The sequence below is a fragment of the Streptomyces sp. NBC_00569 genome (assembly GCF_036345255.1).
GTDB lineage: Bacteria > Actinomycetota > Actinomycetes > Streptomycetales > Streptomycetaceae > Streptomyces.
In genome coordinates this window covers 4,174,021-4,193,800 of record NZ_CP107783.1, presented here as the reverse complement: position 1 = coordinate 4,193,800, position 19,780 = coordinate 4,174,021, and the positions used below count along the sequence as shown (strand labels likewise).

At 70.4% G+C, this 19,780-nt stretch carries 19 protein-coding genes; 9 read left to right on the top strand and 10 right to left on the bottom strand.

Annotated elements, in window-relative coordinates:
* Positions 1-9: 9 nt before the first annotated feature.
* From OHO83_RS18700 to OHO83_RS18690, 3 genes are all read right to left on the bottom strand, one after another.
* The gene (locus OHO83_RS18700; RefSeq protein ID WP_389567639.1) at positions 10-750 is read right to left on the bottom strand and encodes a class I SAM-dependent DNA methyltransferase; all 741 of its coding nucleotides are present in this window, start codon (positions 748-750) and stop codon (positions 10-12) included.
* A gap of 93 nt (positions 751-843) precedes the next feature.
* On the bottom strand, positions 844-1,536 hold the full coding sequence (gene fomD, locus OHO83_RS18695; protein WP_266673731.1) for a cytidylyl-2-hydroxypropylphosphonate hydrolase: 693 nt from the start codon (positions 1,534-1,536) through the stop codon (positions 844-846).
* A 73-nt stretch (positions 1,537-1,609) separates the two neighbouring features.
* Positions 1,610-3,016: a class II fumarate hydratase gene (locus OHO83_RS18690; RefSeq protein WP_266676600.1), complete on the bottom strand. Its 1,407-nt coding sequence runs from the start codon at positions 3,014-3,016 to the stop codon at positions 1,610-1,612.
* A gap of 117 nt (positions 3,017-3,133) precedes the next feature.
* Here OHO83_RS18690 and OHO83_RS18685 point away from each other — a divergent pair, with 117 nt between their 5' ends.
* Positions 3,134-4,657, top strand: coding sequence for a ricin-type beta-trefoil lectin domain protein (locus tag OHO83_RS18685; RefSeq protein WP_443066054.1), 1,524 nt, complete (start codon positions 3,134-3,136; stop codon positions 4,655-4,657).
* A 74-nt stretch (positions 4,658-4,731) separates the two neighbouring features.
* Here the strand turns inward: OHO83_RS18685 and OHO83_RS18680 are convergent, their stop codons facing one another.
* On the bottom strand, positions 4,732-6,402 hold the full coding sequence (locus OHO83_RS18680) for a fumarate hydratase (RefSeq protein WP_266673733.1): 1,671 nt from the start codon (positions 6,400-6,402) through the stop codon (positions 4,732-4,734).
* A gap of 154 nt (positions 6,403-6,556) precedes the next feature.
* Between OHO83_RS18680 and OHO83_RS18675 the strand changes: the two genes are divergently transcribed.
* Positions 6,557-7,225, top strand: a complete 669-nt coding sequence (locus OHO83_RS18675; RefSeq protein ID WP_266673735.1) for a DUF1707 SHOCT-like domain-containing protein — start codon at positions 6,557-6,559, stop codon at positions 7,223-7,225.
* Between the two features lie 152 nt (positions 7,226-7,377).
* Positions 7,378-7,755, top strand: coding sequence for a WhiB family transcriptional regulator (locus tag OHO83_RS18670; RefSeq protein WP_266673737.1), 378 nt, complete (start codon positions 7,378-7,380; stop codon positions 7,753-7,755).
* 104 nt (positions 7,756-7,859) lie between these two features.
* Here the strand turns inward: OHO83_RS18670 and glpX are convergent, their stop codons facing one another.
* Positions 7,860-8,894, bottom strand: a complete 1,035-nt coding sequence (glpX, locus tag OHO83_RS18665) for a class II fructose-bisphosphatase (protein WP_266560607.1) — start codon at positions 8,892-8,894, stop codon at positions 7,860-7,862.
* Between the two features lie 149 nt (positions 8,895-9,043).
* On the opposite strand from glpX, the gene OHO83_RS18660 reads away from it, so the two are divergent.
* On the top strand, positions 9,044-9,565 hold the full coding sequence (locus OHO83_RS18660) for a DUF4245 domain-containing protein (protein ID WP_266673739.1): 522 nt from the start codon (positions 9,044-9,046) through the stop codon (positions 9,563-9,565).
* Positions 9,566-9,683: 118 nt separating this feature from the next.
* On the opposite strand, the gene OHO83_RS18655 is transcribed toward OHO83_RS18660, so the two are convergent.
* From OHO83_RS18655 to OHO83_RS18640, 4 genes are all read right to left on the bottom strand, one after another.
* Complete coding sequence (locus OHO83_RS18655; protein ID WP_266673741.1) at positions 9,684-10,274, bottom strand: malonic semialdehyde reductase; 591 nt, start codon at positions 10,272-10,274, stop codon at positions 9,684-9,686.
* A 209-nt stretch (positions 10,275-10,483) separates the two neighbouring features.
* Complete coding sequence (locus OHO83_RS18650) at positions 10,484-10,720, bottom strand: exodeoxyribonuclease VII small subunit (RefSeq protein WP_266673743.1); 237 nt, start codon at positions 10,718-10,720, stop codon at positions 10,484-10,486.
* Complete coding sequence (xseA, locus tag OHO83_RS18645) at positions 10,717-11,985, bottom strand: exodeoxyribonuclease VII large subunit (RefSeq protein WP_266673745.1); 1,269 nt, start codon at positions 11,983-11,985, stop codon at positions 10,717-10,719. The genes OHO83_RS18650 and xseA overlap by 4 nt, the downstream gene beginning before the upstream one ends.
* A gap of 112 nt (positions 11,986-12,097) precedes the next feature.
* Positions 12,098-13,486 carry an APC family permease gene (locus OHO83_RS18640; RefSeq protein ID WP_266673747.1) on the bottom strand — a complete coding sequence of 463 codons (1,389 nt, stop codon included), beginning with the start codon at positions 13,484-13,486 and terminating at the stop codon, positions 12,098-12,100.
* A gap of 110 nt (positions 13,487-13,596) precedes the next feature.
* Between OHO83_RS18640 and OHO83_RS18635 the strand changes: the two genes are divergently transcribed.
* Complete coding sequence (locus OHO83_RS18635; protein WP_389567650.1) at positions 13,597-14,595, top strand: 4-hydroxy-3-methylbut-2-enyl diphosphate reductase; 999 nt, start codon at positions 13,597-13,599, stop codon at positions 14,593-14,595.
* A 30-nt stretch (positions 14,596-14,625) separates the two neighbouring features.
* Positions 14,626-15,375, top strand: a complete 750-nt coding sequence (gene ppgK, locus OHO83_RS18630) for a polyphosphate--glucose phosphotransferase (protein WP_266673751.1) — start codon at positions 14,626-14,628, stop codon at positions 15,373-15,375.
* Positions 15,376-15,544: 169 nt separating this feature from the next.
* On the opposite strand, the gene OHO83_RS18625 is transcribed toward ppgK, so the two are convergent.
* On the bottom strand, positions 15,545-16,207 hold the full coding sequence (locus tag OHO83_RS18625) for a DUF6542 domain-containing protein (protein WP_443066053.1): 663 nt from the start codon (positions 16,205-16,207) through the stop codon (positions 15,545-15,547).
* A gap of 150 nt (positions 16,208-16,357) precedes the next feature.
* Between OHO83_RS18625 and ychF the strand changes: the two genes are divergently transcribed.
* The 3 genes from ychF (at position 16,358) to OHO83_RS18610 (ending at position 19,625) form a co-directional block, all read left to right on the top strand.
* A complete protein-coding gene (gene ychF / locus OHO83_RS18620) occupies positions 16,358-17,446 on the top strand; it encodes a redox-regulated ATPase YchF (RefSeq protein WP_266673753.1) in 1,089 nt (362 codons plus the stop codon).
* Positions 17,447-18,019: 573 nt separating this feature from the next.
* Entirely contained in the window at positions 18,020-18,418 is a 399-nt protein-coding gene (locus tag OHO83_RS18615; RefSeq protein ID WP_266673755.1) for an Imm7 family immunity protein, read from the top strand.
* Between the two features lie 205 nt (positions 18,419-18,623).
* Positions 18,624-19,625 carry an AsnC family transcriptional regulator gene (locus OHO83_RS18610; RefSeq protein WP_266673757.1) on the top strand — a complete coding sequence of 334 codons (1,002 nt, stop codon included), beginning with the start codon at positions 18,624-18,626 and terminating at the stop codon, positions 19,623-19,625.
* Positions 19,626-19,780: the final 155 nt, after the last annotated feature.

The following is a 19,780-nucleotide window of genomic DNA, read 5'->3' as shown; positions in this document are numbered from 1 at the left end:
CGTGCCGCTTCACTTTCCGGCGCGCCGGCAGTTGAAGAACAGCTGGTGTTCGGGTGGTACATCGGTGCTTGCCGGAGCGTACGCGTACGTGTGCTCGCCGGTGATCTCCAGTCCCGCGTCGCGTACGACCTGGCGCAGCTCGTCCCGCAGAAAACCCGATACCCGGATTGTGTGCCCCAGGAACGGAATCTCGGCGTCGTCCAGATCGGCCTCGACCATCGACAGGGCGAGCAGCCCGCCGGGCCGGAGCATCGAGCGCAGCAGCCGCAGCGCCGCGGGGATCTCCGGGCGCGGCAGCATCAGCAGCGTGAAGAAGCAGGTGACGGCGTCGAATTCGCCCAACTCGCCCGCTTCCTGGCCTCGTTCGGGTCTCAGTGACGCGAGGTCCAGCTGGTGGAACTCGGCCTCGGGGACGTTCTTGCGGGCGAGTTCCAGCATGCCGGCCGACAGGTCCACGCCGACCACCGAGTGCCCCGCGTCCGCCAGTTGACGGCTCGTAGGAACTCCCGTGCCGCAGCCCACCTCGAGTATGCGCGAGCCGGGCGCGAGGCCCGCGAGCAGTGTGTCCACCGCGGCCAACTGGCCTTCCTTGTGCGGAAAGGCGTCGTCGTAGCGGGCGCCGATCGCGTCGAAGGCCTCGGCCTGGCCCGTACGGTCGGGCGCCGGGGTCCGGCGGCCATTCCCGTACGTCTCGTAACCCTCGCTGCCGTGACTCACGGTCCCGCCGCCCCTCGATGACCTCGTTGACATCGTGTCAGACCTGCTGCAAGCGCGAAGAGTTGTATGTGTGTGCACTTGCGGAGGACGATCCTACGTTTGAACCACGGGGGCGCATCAAGGGTCTCATGAGGACACATGCGCGGGCGTACGGTCCCAGTCACCCGGAAGGGCGGGAACCGGCCACGACGGATCAGGCCGCCAGTGCTGCCAGCCGTCGGGGAACGGGTGCCCCCAGTCCTCGATCACCTCCACCGCGGCGCGCCCCGCTCTGCGTACGGATTCCGCCTGCGCCGCGCTCATCAGGCCCGCGATCTGCGCCTGCGCGAACTCGTCCTCGTCGTGCCAGCGCCAGGTGCGGTCCGCGTAGACCGACAGGTCGAGGAAGTGGTCCTCGGAGTCCACGCCGCCGGCCCAGCGCACCTGCGGCTGCTCCAGGTTCACGTACCAGTTCCTGAATTGCCAGCCCGGCTCCCAGAACAGCCACACCGACCAGGGCTCGCCGGGGCGCGCCAGCTTCAGGACGCCGGTGCCGAACCACCGGTCGCGCAGCACGGTGCGCGGCTTCGTGTACCGGGTGGCCAGCGGCTCCTCGTGCACCGGCGTGCCGTCGGCCAGGACCGGTTTCACGCACTCGGTGCCGGGTGCCAGCCACACGGCGAGAAGCTCGGCGCTGTCCTCGACGACCGTGACGGGGCGGCAGATGTGGAAGCCGTCCCCGCCGTTCGTCCGGTAACGCCACAGAATCCGGCTGCCGGGCGCCCAGCGCCCGACGCCGCCCTCGGTCTCACCCACCAGAATGCTCGTCCGGTCCGTCATGGACAGATATTAGGTGCACCCGGCATGTGCCGCCGCGGTGCGCGCCACGAATTCGGTCAGTCGCCGAGCGCTGTTACGGGTGCGTCATCCGCAGGACATCCAACGCCTCGTCGAGCTGCTCGACCGTGAGATCGCCGCGCTCCACGTAGCCGCCCTCCAGGACGACCTCGCGGATGGTCCTGCGCTCGGCCAGCGACTTCTTGGCCACCTTCGCGGCCTCCTCGTAGCCGATGTACTTGTTCAGGGGGGTCACCACGGACGGTGACGACTCGGCGTACTCGAGGGCGCGCTCGCGGTTCGCGGTGATGCCGTCGACGGTCCGGTCGGCGAGCAGGCGCGTGACGTTGGCGAGAAGCCTGATCGACTCCAGGACGTTCCTGGCGATGACCGGCAGCATGACGTTGAGCTCGAAGTTCCCCGCGGCGCCCGCGGCGGCGACCGTCGCGTCGTTCCCCGTGACCTGGGCGGCGACCATGAGGACCGCCTCGGGAATGACCGGATTCACCTTGCCCGGCATGATCGACGAGCCCGGCTGGAGGTCGGGCAGGGTGATCTCGGCCAGTCCGGTGCGGGGGCCCGACGCCATCCAGCGCAGATCGTTGGCGATCTTCGTCAGGCCGACGGCGATGGTCCGCAGCTGCCCGCTGGTCTCCACGATGCCGTCGCGCGCGCCCTGTGCCTCGAAGTGGTTGCGCGCCTCGGTCAGCGGCAGACCGGTGGTCCGCGCGACCTCCTCGATGACGGCGGCCGAGAACCCGGGCGGAGTGTTGATCCCCGTGCCCACCGCCGTTCCCCCGAGCGGCAGTTCGGCCAGGCGCGGCAGCGAGGCCCGAAGACGTTCGATGCCGTACGCGACCTGCGCCGCGTATCCGCCGAACTCCTGCCCGAGCGTCACCGGCGTCGCGTCCATGAGGTGCGTACGCCCCGACTTCACGACGTCGGCGAACTCCTCGGCCTTGCGCTCCAGGGCCGCCCGCAGATGGCCGAGCGCCGGGATCAGGTCATGGGTGACGGCGGCGGTGGCCGCGATGTGGATCGACGAGGGGAAGACGTCGTTCGACGACTGGGACGCGTTCACATGGTCGTTCGGGTGGACGTCGCGGCCGAGGCGCTCCGTGGCGAGGGTCGCGAGCACCTCGTTGGTGTTCATGTTGGACGACGTGCCCGAGCCGGTCTGGAAGACGTCCACCGGGAACTGGTCGTCCCAGCGCCCGTCGGCGACCTCGCCTGCCGACTCCGCGATGGCCTGCGCGATGTCCTTGTCCACGACCCCGAGCTCGGCGTTCACATGGGCCGCGGCCGCCTTGATACGGGCGAGCGCCTCGATGTGGGCGCGCTCCAGGCGCTGGCCGGAGACGGGGAAGTTCTCCACCGCCCGCTGCGTCTGGGCCCGCCATTTGGCGTCCGCGGGGACCCGCACCTCGCCCATGGAGTCGTGCTCGATCCGGTATCGGCCGCTGTCGTCGCCGCCGTCATTCATCGCCGTCGTCATCGTCATCCCTTCCGTAAAACGTGAGCACTTGTCTTGTTCTGGCTATTCCCAAGTCTCTTACCCGCCAGTAAATACCTCGGGTAACACCCAAACCGGGGAGGCGTCATGAACGTCCTGCACCGCACCAGACCCAGCATCAGATGCGCCGTCGCCGTTGTCGCGGCGACGGCCGCCGCACTCGTCGGCCTGACCGCGCCGACCGCGTCCGCGGCACCCGCCGCCGCGGCCACCACCCCACTCCCGCCCGACCTCGAGAAGATCCGCGCCGCCGAGGCCACCAAGCTCTACGGGGACCCGGCCGAGCGGCCCCTCGCCGACCGCAGGACCGCCCTCATCTCGCTCGGGGACAGCGAGATCTCGGGGGAGGGCGTCGGGACCTACGAGGCCGGCACGAACGGCCCGGACAACTGGTGTCACCGCTCGCCCGACTCCGCCATCCACCGCACCGGGATCCCGGCCGACGTGACGTACAACGTGTCCTGCTCGGGCGCGTACACCGGCAACATCCGCATCGGCGGCAGCAAGCAGTACGCCGACGAGCTGGTGCAGAGCGACGCTCTCGCCGTCAAGGCGCGCAACACGAAGATAAAGATGATCGTGCTCGTCGCGGGCGCCAACGACGACCTCCAGTTCGGTCCCGTCATGACCGACTGCGTGACCCGCTACCTCACCCTCCAGGGCGCGTGCGAGCCCAAGTACGCGCCGGGCTGGCAGGCCAGAGTCGACGGGCTCGTGCCCAAGGTCGAGTCGACCGTCGCCGACCTGAAGACCGTGATGCGCGGCGCGGGCTACGCCGACAGCGACTACAAGCTCGTCCTCATGGGTTACCCCAGCCCCATCGGCCCCGACATCCACGACAACCCCAACTTCCCCGGCAAGCTGCCCGGCGGCTGTCTCGGCTACGACTCCGACGCCGCCTGGGGCCGCAACGCGGCCGTGCCCGCCTTCGAGCGCGGCATGCGCAGGGCCGCCCAGGAGTCCGGCGCCTTCTACCTCGACAACTCCCGCCTCTTCCAGGGCCACGAGGTCTGCATGGAGGACGCCTGGGCCCGCGGCCTCTACGTGGACGTCTCCAACCCGTTCCCGCCCGACTCCAACTCCGTGCGCCAGTCCTTCCACCCGAACGCACGCGGCCACGGCGCCTTCGCCTCCTGCCTCACCCAGCTCTACAACTCCGGCTACCGGGAAGCAGGTTGCGCCGATTCGGCCGACACCGGCACCCCCAAGCTCTACCAAGGCGGCTGGGACGACGCGTACCGGCCACTCAAGAACGCGGGCACCGGCACATGCGCCGACGCCAAGGGGGGAAGCAGCGCGAACGGCACGGCCGTCATCGGCTGGGACTGCGCGGGGACCCGTAACCAGGGCTGGTGGTACGACACGGCCGGCCGGTCCCTGCACTCCGAACTCACCCAGGACCGCTGCGTGGACGTCCCCGACAGCTCCTACAAGGCGGGCACGGCCCTCATCCTGTGGAACTGCCACGGCGGCGCCAACCAGCAGTTCGTCCGCCAGGGCGACACCCTGCGCCCGGCCGCCTCGACGGGCCTGTGCCTGACCCTCGCCTCGGCGAAGGACAACGTGCGGCTCCAGAACTGCGACGGCTCGGCGGGCCAGCGGTTCGCCTGACCTTTTCGTGGACAGCACAAAGGCCGCCCGTCGCCGTGACGGCGACGGGCGGCCCTACCGGCGTGCGCCAGGTGTCACGCGAGGCCGGGGCCGCGCACGGGGATGCTGGTGAACGTGGGCGCCGGGGCCGGGTCCTTGAAGAAGTCGTTGCCCTTGTCGTCCACGACGACGAACGCCGGGAAGTCCTCGACCTCGATCTTCCAGACCGCCTCCATGCCGAGCTCCTCGTACTCGACGACCTCGACCTTCTTGATGCAGTCCTGCGCCAGACGGGCGGCCGGGCCGCCGATCGAGCCGAGGTAGAAGCCGCCGTGCGCGTTGCACGCGTCGGTGACCTGCTGCGAGCGGTTGCCCTTGGCCAGCATGACCTTCGAGCCGCCCGCCGCCTGGAACTGCTCGACGTAGGAGTCCATGCGGCCGGCCGTCGTCGGACCGAAGGAACCGGACGCGTAACCCTCCGGGGTCTTCGCCGGACCCGCGTAGTACACCGGGTGGTCCTTCAGGTACTGCGGCATGTCCTCGCCCGCGTCCAGGCGCTCCTTGATCTTGGCGTGCGCGATGTCGCGGGCCACGACCAGCGGGCCGGTCAGGGAGAGGCGGGTCTTGACCGGGTACTTCGTCAGCGCGGCGAGGATGTCGTCCATCGGCTGGTTCAGGTCGATCTTCACGACGTCGCCGGCCTCGTCGAGATGCTCGTCCGTCGTGTCCGGCAGGAAGCGCGCCGGGTCCGTCTCCAGCTGCTCCAGGAACACGCCCTCGGCGGTGATCTTCGCGACGGCCTGGCGGTCGGCCGAACAGGACACGGCGATGGCGACCGGGCAGGACGCGCCGTGCCGCGGCAGACGCACCACGCGCACGTCGTGGCAGAAGTACTTGCCGCCGAACTGTGCGCCGATGCCGATCTTCTGCGTCAGCTCGAAGACCTTCTCCTCCAGCTCCTTGTCACGGAAGCCGTGGCCGAGCTCGGAGCCCTCGGCGGGGATCTCGTCCAGGTAGTGCGCGGAGGCGTACTTCGCGGTCTTCAGCGCGTACTCGGCGGACGTGCCGCCGACGACGATCGCCAGGTGGTACGGCGGGCAGGCCGCCGTGCCGAGCGAACGGATCTTCTCCTCCAGGAACTTCATCATCGAGCCCTCGTTGAGGACCGCCTTCGTCTCCTGGTAGAGGAAGGACTTGTTGGCCGAGCCGCCGCCCTTGGCCATGATCAGGAACTTGTAGGCGCCGCCGTCGGTCGCGTACAGCTCGATCTGCGCCGGCAGGTTCGAGCCGGTGTTCTTCTCGTCCCACATGTTCAGCGGGGCCATCTGCGAGTAGCGCAGGTTCAGGTTCTTGTACGCGTCGTAGATGCCGCGCGAGAGGGCCGCCTCGTCGCCGCCCTCCGTGAGCACGTTCTGGCCGCGCTTGCCCATGACGATCGCGGTGCCGGTGTCCTGGCACATCGGGAGCACGCCGGCCGCCGCGATGTTCGCGTTCTTCAGCAGGTCGAGCGCGACGAACTTGTCGTTGCCCGACGCCTCCGGGTCGTCGATGATGCGGCGCAGCTGGGCGAGGTGGGCCGGGCGCAGGTAGTGCTGGATGTCGTGGATCGCCTCTTCGGCGAGCTTGCGCAGCGCCTCCGGCTCGACCTTCAGGAACGTACGGCCGTCCGGCCCCTCGGCGGTCGAGACACCCTCCGTGGTCACCAGGCGATAGGGGGTGGTGTCCTCGCCCTGGGGGAGCAGATCGGTGTACGCGAACTCAGGCATCTCGCCCATTCCTCTTTCGGCCGTTAGCAGCTGGCATCCATTGGCAGCGCCAACCAGCGTAGGACCTGACGGCACGGGCGAACCTGTGAGGTAAGGCTCAGTTCCCGGGGACGCCCCCTAGTCGCGATCTATCGCGTTTGGGTACGCTGGCCCGGTGGACCTTGAGAAGCGCCCCGAGCAGCCCGCGCCGCAGACCGATCTGCGCGCCTCCGACGCCGACCGCGACCGCACCGCGGACATCCTGCGCGAGGCCCTGGCGGAGGGCCGGCTCACGGCGGATGAGCACGCCGAGCGGATCGACGGGGTGTACCGGGCCAAGACCCACGCCGAGCTCGAGCCGCTCGTCAGGGACCTGCCCGGCGCCCTCACCCGGCGCCGCCCAGGGGCTTCCTCGCCGGCTCCGAACCGCCCCGGCACGGGCGCGGTCCCGGCGGTCGCCGACGAGAACCTGGTCGCCGTCTTCAGCACCTCGGCCCGCAAGGGCCGCTGGCGCGTGGGCCGCAGGACTCACGCGTACGCCGTCTTCGGCAACATCGAGATCGACCTCAGCGAGGCGATCTTCGAGTACCAGCAGGTCGTGATCAAGGCGGTCTCCGTCTTCGGGAACGTGGAGGTCCGCGTCCCGGAGAACATCTCGCTGCGCGGCAGCGGCGGCGGCGTCCTCGGCAACTTCGAGGTGGACACCCTCGACTCGGCCGACCCGGACGCGCCCGTGGTCTACGTCGACGGCATCGCGGTCCTCGGCAACATCGAGGCCAAGCCGAAGCGCGGCAAGCGCCTGCGCGATCTGCACGACCGCATGCGCAAACACCTCGACGGCTGACCCGCGCTCGGGGCGACGGACGCACGGCGCAGGCGCGGAGGCCCGGGGCCCGGGAACTCCCGTCCTTCGGAACTCAGTGCATAGGCACGCACACAGCGGGTAGAGGTTGCTGCATCGTCGCTCGCTCGCGAAGCCGTCGTCAGGAGTAGACCGTGCTGCATCCGCCGCATCAGTCCCTGCAGGTCGCCGCCGTCCCCCCGCAGCGGGGGCCAGTGCGAGATCGGGACCAGGACGCCCCGTGGCACACGGAGGCCGTGTGCAGGCGCGACGAAGCCGGCCTTTTCTTCGCCCCTTCCAAGGAGCCGACGGCGGCCCGCCTGTCCCGCGAGGAGGCGGCCAAGCGCGTCTGCGCCCGCTGTCCCGTGATGGTCGAATGCCGCGAGCACGCGCTCCTTCAGCCCGAGCCCTACGGGGTGTGGGGCGGCCTCACCGCCGCCGAGCGCCGTGTGGTCCTCGCCCGCAGGCGCCGACGCGAGGTCGAGCTCCAGAAGGCGACGAGCGCGGTCGACCAGATCCGCGCGGCCGGCTGACGACCCGCCCTCCCGACACGCGAACGGGGCGCCCCTCCGCACAAAGGGGCGCCCCGAACGCGTAAGGGGAAAGAACCTGCCTGGCGCGACCTGCCGGGCGCGACCTACTTGGCGCGGTCGAAGTCGATCGCGCTGTATGCGCGCAGCTTCGACAGCCGGTGCTGCGAGTCGATCTGACGGATCGTGCCCGACTTGGAGCGCATCACCAGCGAGGACGTCGTGGCGCTCTCGGCGCGGTAGCGGACGCCGCGCAGCAGCTCGCCGTCCGTGATGCCGGTGGCGACGAAGAACACGTTCTCGCCCGAGACCAGGTCGTTGGTCGACAGGACCCGGTCCAGGTCGTGGCCCGCGTCGATCGCGCGCTGGCGCTCGGCGTCGTCCTTGGGCCACAGCTTGCCCTGGATGACACCGCCCAGGCACTTGATGGCGCACGCCGAGATGATGCCCTCGGGGGTGCCGCCGATGCCCAGGAGCAGGTCGACGCCGCTGTCCTCGCGCACCGCGAGCACGGAGCCCGCGACATCGCCGTCGGAGATCAGCTTGATCCGGGCGCCGGCCTCGCGGACCTCCTTGATGATGCCCTCGTGGCGCGGCCGGTCCAGGATGACGACCGTGACGTCCTCGGGAGCGGCCCGCTTGGCCTTGGCGATACGGCGGATGTTCACCGCCACCGGGGCGTTGATGTCCACGTAGTCGGCGGCCTCGGGGCCCGCGACCAGCTTGTCCATGTAGAAGACGGCGGACGGGTCGAACATGGTGCCGCGGTCGGCGGCGGCCAGGACCGCGATGGCGTTCGGCATGCCCTTGGCGCAGAGCGTCGTGCCGTCGATCGGGTCCACGGCGATGTCGACCTCGGCGCTCGTGCCGTCGCCGACGCGCTCCCCGTTGTAGAGCATCGGGGCTTCGTCCTTCTCGCCCTCACCGATGACGACGACGCCGTTCATCGAGACGGTGGAGACGAGGGTGCGCATGGCGCGCACGGCGGCGCCGTCCGCCCCGTTCTTGTCGCCGCGGCCGACCCAGCGGCCGGCAGCCATGGCCGCGGCCTCGGTGACGCGGACGAGCTCCAGGGCGAGGTTCCGGTCGGGAGCCTCCGCGGGGACTTCGAGTTCGGACGGCAACTGGTGATGCTCGGTCATCGAGACGCACCTTTCTGATACGACGACGGCCGGATGAGGGTGATGGCCCCGACTCTATCGTCAGGCCGACAAAATGAGCAGAGGGCCCCACGTATGAGCAGACCGGGCCCACGTGCGGTGATCGCTCACGTACCTGCGACGATGGGGGCGTGGCAGGTACCAAAGGCAAGAAGACCGTGGGCAGTCTGGTCCTCTCGATGGGCGCGACCGTCATCGCAGCGGCAGGCATCTACGTGTTCGTCCCGCACGACGACTCCGGCACCCCGCCGGTCAAGCGCGTGGACTATCGCGTGGAGCTGCTGACGGCGCGACGCGCCGCTCCGTACCCGGTGGCGGCGCCCGAGGGGCTCGCGAAGTCCTGGAAGGCGACATCGGTGCGGTTCCAGGGCTCGAACTCCGACGCCTGGCACCTCGGCTTCCACGACGCCGACGGCCAGTACGTGGGCATCGAGCAGTCCACCGAGAAGGCGTCGGCCTTCATCGACCGGACGAGCCAGGGCGCCACGGAGACCAGCGCGACGCAGCGCATCGGCGGCGAGACCTGGCGGCGCTACAAGGGCGACCAGTACGACGCCCTGGTGCTCAAGGCCGACAAGTCGACAACCGTCGTGACCGGTACGGCGTCGTTCGCGCAGCTGGCGAAGATGGCCGAGGCGCTGCGGACGAAGTAGGTGCTTCCGGGATTTCCGTGCAGGGCATCTCGGGCATCCAGAGGATTTCGGCGCATGGGAAAGGCCCCCCGGCTGTTGCCGGGGGGCCTTTCCTTTCGCGTGAAGCGTGCGGGAGCACTCAGACCGTGGTGATGACCTGGTCGTGCTCCAGGCGCGGGGAGCGCGGGAACCAGGCGTCCTCGCCCGGCTTGCCGATGTTGATGACCATCAGCGGGGTGTGGTCGTCGTCCAGGAACTCCTTCTGGACACCGGCGAAGTCGAGGCCGGTCATCGGGCCCGCGGCCAGGCCGGCGGCGCGGACGCCGATGATGAAGTACGCGGCCTGGAGGGTGGCGTTCAGGGCGGCGGCACCCTCACGGGTGGGGCGCTCCGCGAAGAAGACGTCCTTGGCCTGCGGGAAGTGCGGGAACAGCGCCGGGAGCTCCTCGTGGAACTCGTTGTCCGCGGAGAGGATCGCGACCAGCGGGGCGGACGCCGTCTTCGGGCGGTTGCCCTCGGCCATGTGCTGCACGAGGCGCTCGCGGGCCTCGGGGGAGCGGACCAGCGTGATGCGCAGCGGCGACTGGTTGAACGCCGTCGGGCCGAACTTGACCAGGTCGTAGATCGCCTGGACCTGCTCGTCGGTCACCGGCTCGTCGGTGAAGGTGTTCGCGGTGCGGGCCTCGCGGAACAGCAGGTCCTGGGCGGCGGGGTCAAGAACGAGAGACATGGATCAACCTTCTCGATACGTACGTGCTGGGGGTGCGGGCGGTCCGTCGCGACGCTGCGAACGGATCACCCGATGCACACGACAGTACGTCAGCACCGTTTAACTTTCAACCAAAACCGGAACCTCGTGACCTGCTTCACAAAGTCACGATCGCTCCCGCTCGGCTGATCACTGCTTCCCGCCCGCTGATCGTCCGCAGGTCCCGCGGCTCACCCCTCCTCGTCGGCGCCCCCGCCCGGACCGGACTCCGCCAGCGCCGCGTCCAGGCGCGCCCGCGCCCCGTCCAGCCAGCGCCGGCACACCTTCGCCAGCTCCTCGCCGCGCTCCCACAGGGCGAGCGACTCCTCGAGCGACGTGCCGCCCGCCTCGAGCCGCCGGACGACCTCGATCAGCTCGTCCCGCGCCTGCTCGTAGCCGAGCGCGGCCTCGTCGGTCTTCGTGGTCATGCGTTCTCCTGGTTCCCGGTCTCGACCCGTACGTTCCCGTCCTCGGCCCGTACGTGCCCGTTCTCGACCCGTACGGTGAATTCGCCCTCGGCGACCCGCGCCCGCAGTGTCTCGTCCGCCGCCACGTCGTCCGCGGCGCGCACGACGTCGCCGTCGGCCTTCTGCAGCACCGCGTAACCCCGCTTGAGGGTCGCGGCGGGGGACAGGGCCACCACGCGCGCGTGCGTGTGCGACAGCTCCGACTCGGCACGGTCGAGGAGATGTCCGAGCGTGCGCCGGCCGCGCTCGGCCAGCGACGTCACCTGCTCCTCGCGCACCTCGATCATGCGGTGCGGGTCCTCCATGACGGGCCGGGCGAGGGCCTGTCTGAGCCCGCGCTCCTCCCGGTCCACGAACGACTCGACGCTGCGCCGCGCCCGGTCCCGCAGCCACTGCACCCGCTCGTACTCCTCGCCGACGTCCGGCACGACCTTCTTCGCCGCGTCGGTCGGAGTGGAGGCGCGCAGGTCCGCCACGTGGTCGAGGAGCGGGTTGTCCGGCTCGTGGCCGATCGCCGAGACGACCGGCGTACGGCAGGCGGCGACCGCCCGGACCAGCTGCTCGTCCGAGAACGGCAGGAGGTCCTCGACGCTGCCGCCGCCGCGCGCCACGATGATCACGTCGACGTCGTCGAGCGCGTCCAGCTCCTTGACCGCCTGCACCACCTGCGGCACGGCGTGCACGCCCTGGACCGGCACATTGCGCACCTCGAAGCGGACGGCGGGCCAGCGGTGCCGCGCGTTCTCCAGGACGTCCCGCTCGGCGGCCGACGCGCGCCCGCACACGAGCCCGATGAGCTGCGGCAGGAACGGCAGCGCCTTCTTGCGCTCGGGCGCGAAGAGCCCCTCTCCGGCGAGGGTCTTCTTCAACTGCTCCAGTCTGGCCAGCAGTTCACCGACGCCGACCGGTCTGATCTCGGAGGCCCGCAGCGACAGCTGGCCGCGCGGCGCGTACCACTCCGGCTTCGCCTGGACGACGACGCGCGCGCCCTCGCTGACGACGTCCGCGACCGCGTCGAACACCTGCCGGTAGCAGGTGACGCCGACCGAGATGTCGTGCGACGGATCGCGCAGCGTCAGGAACACGACGCCGGCGCCGGGGCGCCGGGACAGCTGGGTGATCTGCCCCTCGACCCACACGGCGCCGAGCCGGTCGATCCACCGCCCGATGAGCCGCGACACTTCCCCGACGGGCAGCGGGGCGTCCGCGGACGTATTCACAGCCATGCCGGTGAGCGTAGCCGCACCCACCGACAACGCTCCGTGACACGAAGGGGTACGCGAAGGGTGTGCGGACTCGGGGCGGGCGCCGGTGCGTGTGCCGTGGCCGGACGCCCCGTCAGGCCACCCGCCCGCCCCGCAGTCCCCTCTGCGCCACCAGCACCACGAGCCCCACCGCCAGCCAGATCGCGCCCACCACCTGGGCCGTGCCCGACGCCTCCACGATCACCGCGACCGTGATGGCCGCGCCGAGCACCGGCACGAGCAGATGCCGCCACCAGCTGAACGTCCCCCCGCCGCGCCGCACCACGAACCAGCCCACCACGCTCGCGTGCAGCAGCACGAACGCCGTGAGAGCGCCGATGTCCACCACGGAGACCAGATGGTCCAGGCCGTCGTCCCTGCGGGCGGCCCAGACCGCCGCGACCAGCGTCACCGCCGCCGCGCACAGCAGCGCGACCCGCGGCACCCCGGAGTCCGTCCGCGCCAGCGCCTTCGGCAGCCGCCGCTCGCGGGCCATCGCGAACAGCAGCCGCCCGGCCGCCGCCTGCCCGGCCAGCGCCGCGAACGCCGCGCCGATCGCCTTGCTGACCGCCACCAGGTCGTGCAGCCACCCGCCGACCGACACGTCGATCGCGTCGTAGAAGGCGGACCCCTGCCTGGCCGGGTCCGCGGCGAGGTCCGCCGACGACACCGGTTCGAGGAGCGCCACGAGATACGTCTGCGCGATGAACAGCACACCCGCGAGCGCCAGACAGAAGAGCACCGCCCGCGCCACCTTCGCCGAGCCGCCCGTGACCTCCTCCGCGAACGACACGATCGCGTCGAAGCCGAGATACGAGAGCACGGCCACGGACACCGCGCCGACGACCGCCGACAGCGCGAACGCGCCCTGTGACCCGTCCCCGGTCAGCGGCGACAGCCAGCCGCGCTCCGCCCCGTCGCGTACGAGTACGACGATCGCCGACCCGAGGAACACGAGCAGCACGACGATCTCCATCGTCAGGACCGCGAAGCCGACCCGGGCCGCCGCCCGCACCCCCCACAGGTTCAGGAGCGTCGTGATGATCACGGCCAGCGCCGTCCACACCCAGCGCGACACCGACGGCACCAGGGCGTTCATCGCGATCCCGGAGAAGAGATAGGCGACCGCCGGGATGAGGAGGTAGTCGAGCATCGCCATCCACCCGGCGACGAACCCCGGCGCCTCACCGAGCCCCACGCGCGCGTAGGTGAAGACAGAGCCGGCCTGCGGGGCGACCCGCACCATCTGCGCGTAGCTGAACGCGGTGAACGCCATCGCGACCGTCGCGACGACGTACACCAGTGCGACGGCGCCGTGCGACCTGGCGTCGAGCGTGCCGAAGATGCCGACCGGGGCCATGGGGGCGATGAACAGGAGCCCGTAGACGACGAGGTCCCGGAATCCGAGGCTGCGCCGCAGCGTCGCTTCCCCGACGGGCGGCGGCCCGTCTTCCCCGGCCGGTGGAGCGGTGTGGGCGGACATCGGGCCTCCCTTTGCCGCGCACGGGGTCGCGCACGGGGTCGCGCACGGGCCTTCAGTCTCGCCAAGCCGTGGATCTTTGACCCGCTGGACACGGCCTTACGATGGTGGACATGACTGCTACGACTGGCCCCCGCCGCGTCCTGCTCGCCGCCCCCCGGGGCTACTGCGCCGGTGTGGACCGTGCCGTGATTGCCGTCGAGAAGGCCCTCGAGCAGTACGGGGCCCCGATCTATGTCCGCCACGAGATCGTCCACAACAAGTACGTCGTGCAGACCCTGGAGAAGAAGGGCGCGATCTTCGTCGAGCGGACCCAGGAGGTCCCCGAGGGCTCCATCGTGATGTTCTCGGCGCACGGCGTCGCGCCCGTCGTCCACGACGAGGCCGCGGCCGGCAAGCTCGCCACCATCGACGCGACCTGCCCGCTCGTCACCAAGGTCCACAAGGAGGCCGTCCGCTTCGCCAAGGAGGACTACGACATCCTCCTGATCGGCCACGAGGGCCACGAAGAGGTCATCGGCACCTCGGGCGAGGCCCCCGACCACATCACGCTGGTCGACGGCCCCGAGGATGTGGCGAACGTGGAGGTGCGGGACGAGTCGAAGGTCGTCTGGCTCTCCCAGACCACGCTCTCCGTGGACGAGACCATGGAGACGGTCGACGCCCTCAAGAGCAAGTTCCCGAACCTGCTCTCGCCGCCCAGCGACGACATCTGCTACGCCACGCAGAACCGCCAGGTCGCGGTGAAGAAGCTGGCCGAGGACGCCGAGCTCGTCATCGTCGTCGGCTCCAAGAACTCCTCCAACTCGATCCGCATGGTCGAGGTCGCCCTGGACGCCGGCGCGCCCGCCGCCCACCTGGTGGACTTCGCCGCCGAGATCGACGAGGCCTGGCTCGAGGGCGTCACGACGGTCGGCCTCACCTCCGGCGCCTCGGTCCCCGACGTACTGGTGGACGGCGTCCTGGAGTGGCTGGCCGAGCGCGGTTACGGCGATGTGGAGACCGTGAAGACCGCCGACGAGTCGATCACCTTCTCCCTGCCGAAGGAACTCCGCCGTGACCTGCGCGCGGAGGCCGCGGCGCTCGCGCAGGACGACTCTTCCGGGAAGTGACGCTGAGCCACTCGTCGTAACGTGGTGCCCATGCAGATCTTCGGCGTGGACATCGGCGGATCAGGGATCAAGGGCGCACCCGTTGACCTGGACCGCGGCGACCTGGCACAGGAACGGTTCAAGGTCCTGACCCCGCACCCGGCCACGCCCGACGGCGTGGCCGACGGGGTGAGGCAGGTCGTGGAGCAGTTCGGCACGCGGCCCGACCGGGTCGGCATCACCTTCCCCGGCGTCGTCACGGGCGGCGCCATGATCCGTACGGCCGCCAACGTCGACAAGTCGTGGATCGACGTCGACGCCCGCGCCCTCCTCGGCGAGCGGCTCGACGGGCTCCCCGTGACGGTCCTTAACGACGCGGACGCGGCCGGCGTCGCCGAGATGCACTTCGGCGCGGGCCGCGGCCGCAAGGGCGTGGTGCTGCTCCTCACCTTCGGCACCGGCATCGGCAGCGCCCTGTTCATCGACGGACAGCTCGTCCCGAACACCGAGCTCGGCCATCTAGAGCTGCACGGCCACGACGCCGAGAAGCACGCCTCGACGAAGGCGAAGGAAGACCACGACCTGAGCTGGGAACACTGGGCACACCGGGTCCGGAAGTACCTGGCGCACGTCGAGATGCTGTTCTCCCCCGAACTGTTCATCATCGGCGGCGGCGTCAGCCGCAAGGCCGACAAGTTCCTGCCCCTGATCAAGGGCATCAAGGCGGAGATCGTCCCGGCGCAGCTGCAGAACAACGCGGGGATCGTGGGGGCGGCGATGGCGGCGGCGCAGCAGAAGTAGCGGGGGTGGCGGGCGCCGGGGACGGGCCGTGCGGCGCCGGGGGACGCGTCTGCCGTAGGCCGGCGGGGGCGGACCGTGGGGCGCCGGGGGACGGGCCAGGCCGTGTGCCGCCGGGGGACGCGTCTGCCGTAGGCCGGCGGGGACGGACCGTGGGGCGCCCGCGGACGCGCTAGGCCGTACGCCGCCTGGGGCGCGGGGCCGACGTCACCTGTCGTCCTGCCGTGCCCGGGGAGCCGGCGCGGGCCTGCGCGAGGGCTCGTCGGCGTGCCGCGCGCCGGGTCATGTGGCGGATGCCGCGCACGGTCACGACGAGTCCGGCGACGAGCGTGCCGCCGTAGAGCCAGCCGGCGTGCATCGCGAGGGCCGTCACCAGCCCCATCACCTGCCCGCCGAACCCGCCCGAGCCGTCGGCCACCGGCAGGATCCCGACGGCGAAGCCGATCGGCACGGCGACGGGGGCGCTCACCAGGTCGGCGCGCCGCACCCACATCGCCGTGAGCGTGCTGACCAGCAGGAACAGCACCCCGTACACGGTGACCGAGCCGCCGAACAGCAGCGCGTCCAGGCAGGCGAGCGTGAACATCGTGGCCGTGCAGAACAGCCCGCTGCCCAGGCCGGTGAGGCGCGGATCGGGGAAGCGGCGCAGCGCGAGGACGAGCGGCGCCGCGGGGCGCGGTGCCGTGCCGCCGCCCTTGCCCGACGCCCGGTACACCGTGCCGGAACCGGACCCGGCGGGGCCGTTGCGTCCGTCGCTGCCGCCCTGCGCCTGCGGGGGGAGCGGGGGCGTGCGGCGGGGCCGGTTCTGCGGCGGAGTGCGACTGGGTTGATCCACCACACCAACTTAGGTCGGGTTATGTGTGGAATCCGCTCCGGGACACGCGGTTTCGCCGACCTTGCCCAAGCGTTCGATACGACGCCGGGGGGTGGCGCGGCACGCCGTAGACTGGGGTGTCCTCCATCCTCACGTACGGGAAGTCGCAACGTGTCGCTCACGATCGGAATCGTCGGCCTGCCGAATGTCGGCAAGTCGACCCTGTTCAACGCCCTGACCAAGAACGACGTGCTGGCGGCCAACTACCCGTTCGCCACGATCGAGCCGAACGTGGGCGTGGTCGGCGTCCCCGACCCCCGCCTCGGCAAGCTCGCGGAGGTCTTCAGCTCCCAGAAGATCCTCCCGGCGACGGTCGACTTCGTCGACATCGCGGGCATCGTGCGCGGCGCTTCCGAGGGTGAGGGCCTGGGCAACAAGTTCCTCGCGAACATCCGCGAGTCGGACGCGATCTGCCAGGTCATCCGCGCCTTCAAGGACGAGAACGTCGTCCACGTCGACGGCAAGGTCTCGCCCAAGGACGACATCGAGACGATCAACACGGAGCTGATCCTCGCGGACCTGCAGTCCGTCGAGAAGCAGGTCCCGCGCCTCCAGAAGGAGTCCCGCCTCCAGAAGGAGAAGGTCGCGGTGCTCGCCGCGGTCGAGGAGGCGCAGAAGATCCTCGAGTCCGGCACGACGCTCTTCGCCGCGGGCATCACCGCCGGCACGGAGAAGGGCCGCCTGCTCCACGAGCTGCACCTCCTCACCACCAAGCCCTTCCTCTACGTGTTCAACGTGGACGAGGACGAGCTGGTCGACGAGGACTTCAAGAACGAGCAGCGCGCCCTGGTCGCCCCCGCCGAGGCCATCTTCCTGAACGCCAAGATCGAGTCGGAGCTGATCGAGCTCGACGACGACGAGGCGCTCGAACTGCTCCAGTCGATGGGCCAGGAAGAGCCCGGCCTGGCCACGCTCGGCCGCGTCGGCTTCGACACCCTCGGCCTCCAGACGTACCTGACGGCGGGCCCGAAGGAAACGCGCGCCTGGACCATCAAGAAGGGCGCCACGGCCCCCGAGGCGGCCGGCGTCATCCACACCGACTTCCAGAAGGGCTTCATCAAGGCGGAGGTCATCTCCTTCGGCGACCTGATGGAGACGGGCTCGGTGGCCGAGGCCCGCGCCAAGGGCAAGGCGCGCATGGAGGGCAAGGACTATGTGATGCAGGACGGGGACGTGGTGGAGTTCCGCTTCAACGTCTGAGCGGGTGAGGTAACACCACCTTGATGACCTGGCAGACATACAGGTCACATGGGGTCGGCTCTTCCGGGAGTCGGCCCCTTGCTGTTTCCCGTGCTGGGACGGTGCTGAGTTCTCTGATGGATCGTCATCCATTGGGCTTTGCCGGAAGCGCTGCGAGCGAAGCCGCAAGGCGCTCTTTCCGCTGATCAAGAAGGCCGGCGAGAGTGGCCGTTCCCAAGGGCATTCTCGTCGTACCTCTTCGGCGTCCGGTGGCGCTGTGCGGTCACCAACTTGCCGGAGCAGCTCGGGCTCAGCCCGGTGAACAGCGGTCTACGGCGGCTCCGATGCCGTACCACGCAGCCGCATCAAGGCCCCCGCCTGGCCTCGACCTGGCGACCAGGTCGCGGCACTTCGTACGGCTCGCCGAGTGCGGTGGCGGTAGCAGGTCGGGGTGGCCGCACTGAGGAACTGTCTCAGACGCGTCCAGCGGCTCACCCAGGGCATAGGTGACGCGATCGGTGAGCTGAAGGAGAAAATACGGGCGCCGGTACGGCGTCGAGCCGGTGATCGACACGACTCCGCTGGAGTGAGGGCATGTACGAGTTCCATGGTTGGTTCGGTATCTCCGAGGACCCGTACGAGGACGACGCGCGGTCTCTGAGGTCGGGCGTCGAGGAGCTGCGCGCACGGATCGGCACGGTCCAGTGGTCCTCCAGCTGCAAGGTCGTGCTCGACGTCTTCAACGGTCTGCCCGTCGTCACCGCCGCCGGACAGACCAACCACAAGGGCTACGAAGCCGAGCAGCTGGACGAACTGGTGGCGTACATCGCGCGCCGCTTCCCCGGCTCGTGGGGGCTGCTCCACGACCGCTCCGACGAAGGCGACCTCCCGAACGCCGACAACGCGTTCCGGGTGCGCGTCATGCGCAGGGGGGGAGTCGAGGAGCGCCTCGATCCCTTCCTCTCGCCGTGCAATCCGGTGATCGAGGACTGAGCCCTACGAGGCCCGCCGGGAGCTCCTCGGGCGAGGGGCCGGACCATGACATGACGCACTGTCCGGCCCCTCGCCCTTCTCCGGCGTCCGCGCCTCCTCCGACGGACGGTCCGCCAATGGTCCGCTCTGCCGTCTCAAGACCGTCGGCGCTCACGGGACCCGGTCCCGGCCCGCTCCGCCAGCCCCGCTCGTTAGGGTCGGTCCTGTGACGCACCCAGTACCGGCCGCCCCGCCCGCCCCCGCGCCCCTGGATCCCCTCGACCGGCGCATCGTTGCCGCCCTGCAGATCGACGGGCGGGCGTCGTGGCGGCGCATCGCGGCCGCGATCGGGGAGCCCGAGCGGAAGGTGGCGCGGCGGGGGCTGCGGTTGCTGGAGAGCGGGGACGTGGCCGTGCGGGGGCTCGTCGTGCGGGGCGAGACCGTGATCCTGCGGATGACCTGCCGGCCGGGGTCGGTGCGGGACGTGGCCGTGGCGGCCGCCCGGCGAGCGGACTGCATCTTCTCGTACGCGCTCGCGGGACCGGTCGACTGTGTGGCCGAACTCCAGTTCCCGCAGGGTCAGTTGGGGCCGCTGATGCTCGACGAGGTGCCCGCGCTGCCCGGCCTCTTCTCGCAGAGCGTGTCGCCGGTGCTGCGGTACTTCAGGACCGTGCACGAGTGGTCGCCGGGGATCCTCGACGCCGGGGAGATCGAGGCGCTCGGCGGGCCGTCCGGGATCGTCGACGAGATCGGGCTGCCGGAGGTGGAGGTGGGGCCCGAGGAGCGGGCGATCCTGGGGGCGCTCGCCGAGGACGGGCGGCGCACCCACGAGGACCTGGCCGCCGTCGCCGGCGTCTCCGTGGCGACCGCCCGCCGCCGCGTCGAGACGCTGACCCGCGAGGGGCATGTGAGCATCCGGGCCGCCGTCGAGCCCGCGCTGCTCGGCCTCCCGGTCGAGGCGCTCCTGTGGATCAGGACCCGGCCCGACGAGGTGGAGAAGGTGGGCAGGCTGCTCGTCGAGTCGCCGCTCGTGCGGTACGCCGCGGTGGTCATGGGCGAACACCAGCTCCTGGTCGACGTGACGCAGCCGTCGAAGGCCGCGCTGTACGAGTTCCTGACCGCCTCGCCCTGGGTGCGGCATGTGGAGGCCGTGCAGTCGCATCTGGTCGTCGAGGCGTTCAAGCGCAGCGGGGTGGAGTTCCCGACGTCCCGCCGCCGACCTTCGTAATGCGACTGAAATATTCACAGTGATGAGACTGGCGTCTTAAAAGTTCATACAGTTTTAGGTGTTGACTGAAAACGTCAGCGCCTTCAGTGTGGTGCAGCACACGCGTCGCCGACTCCGCCCTTGGCCGGCCGCGCCTCTCTGCCCGCTGCCCTAGG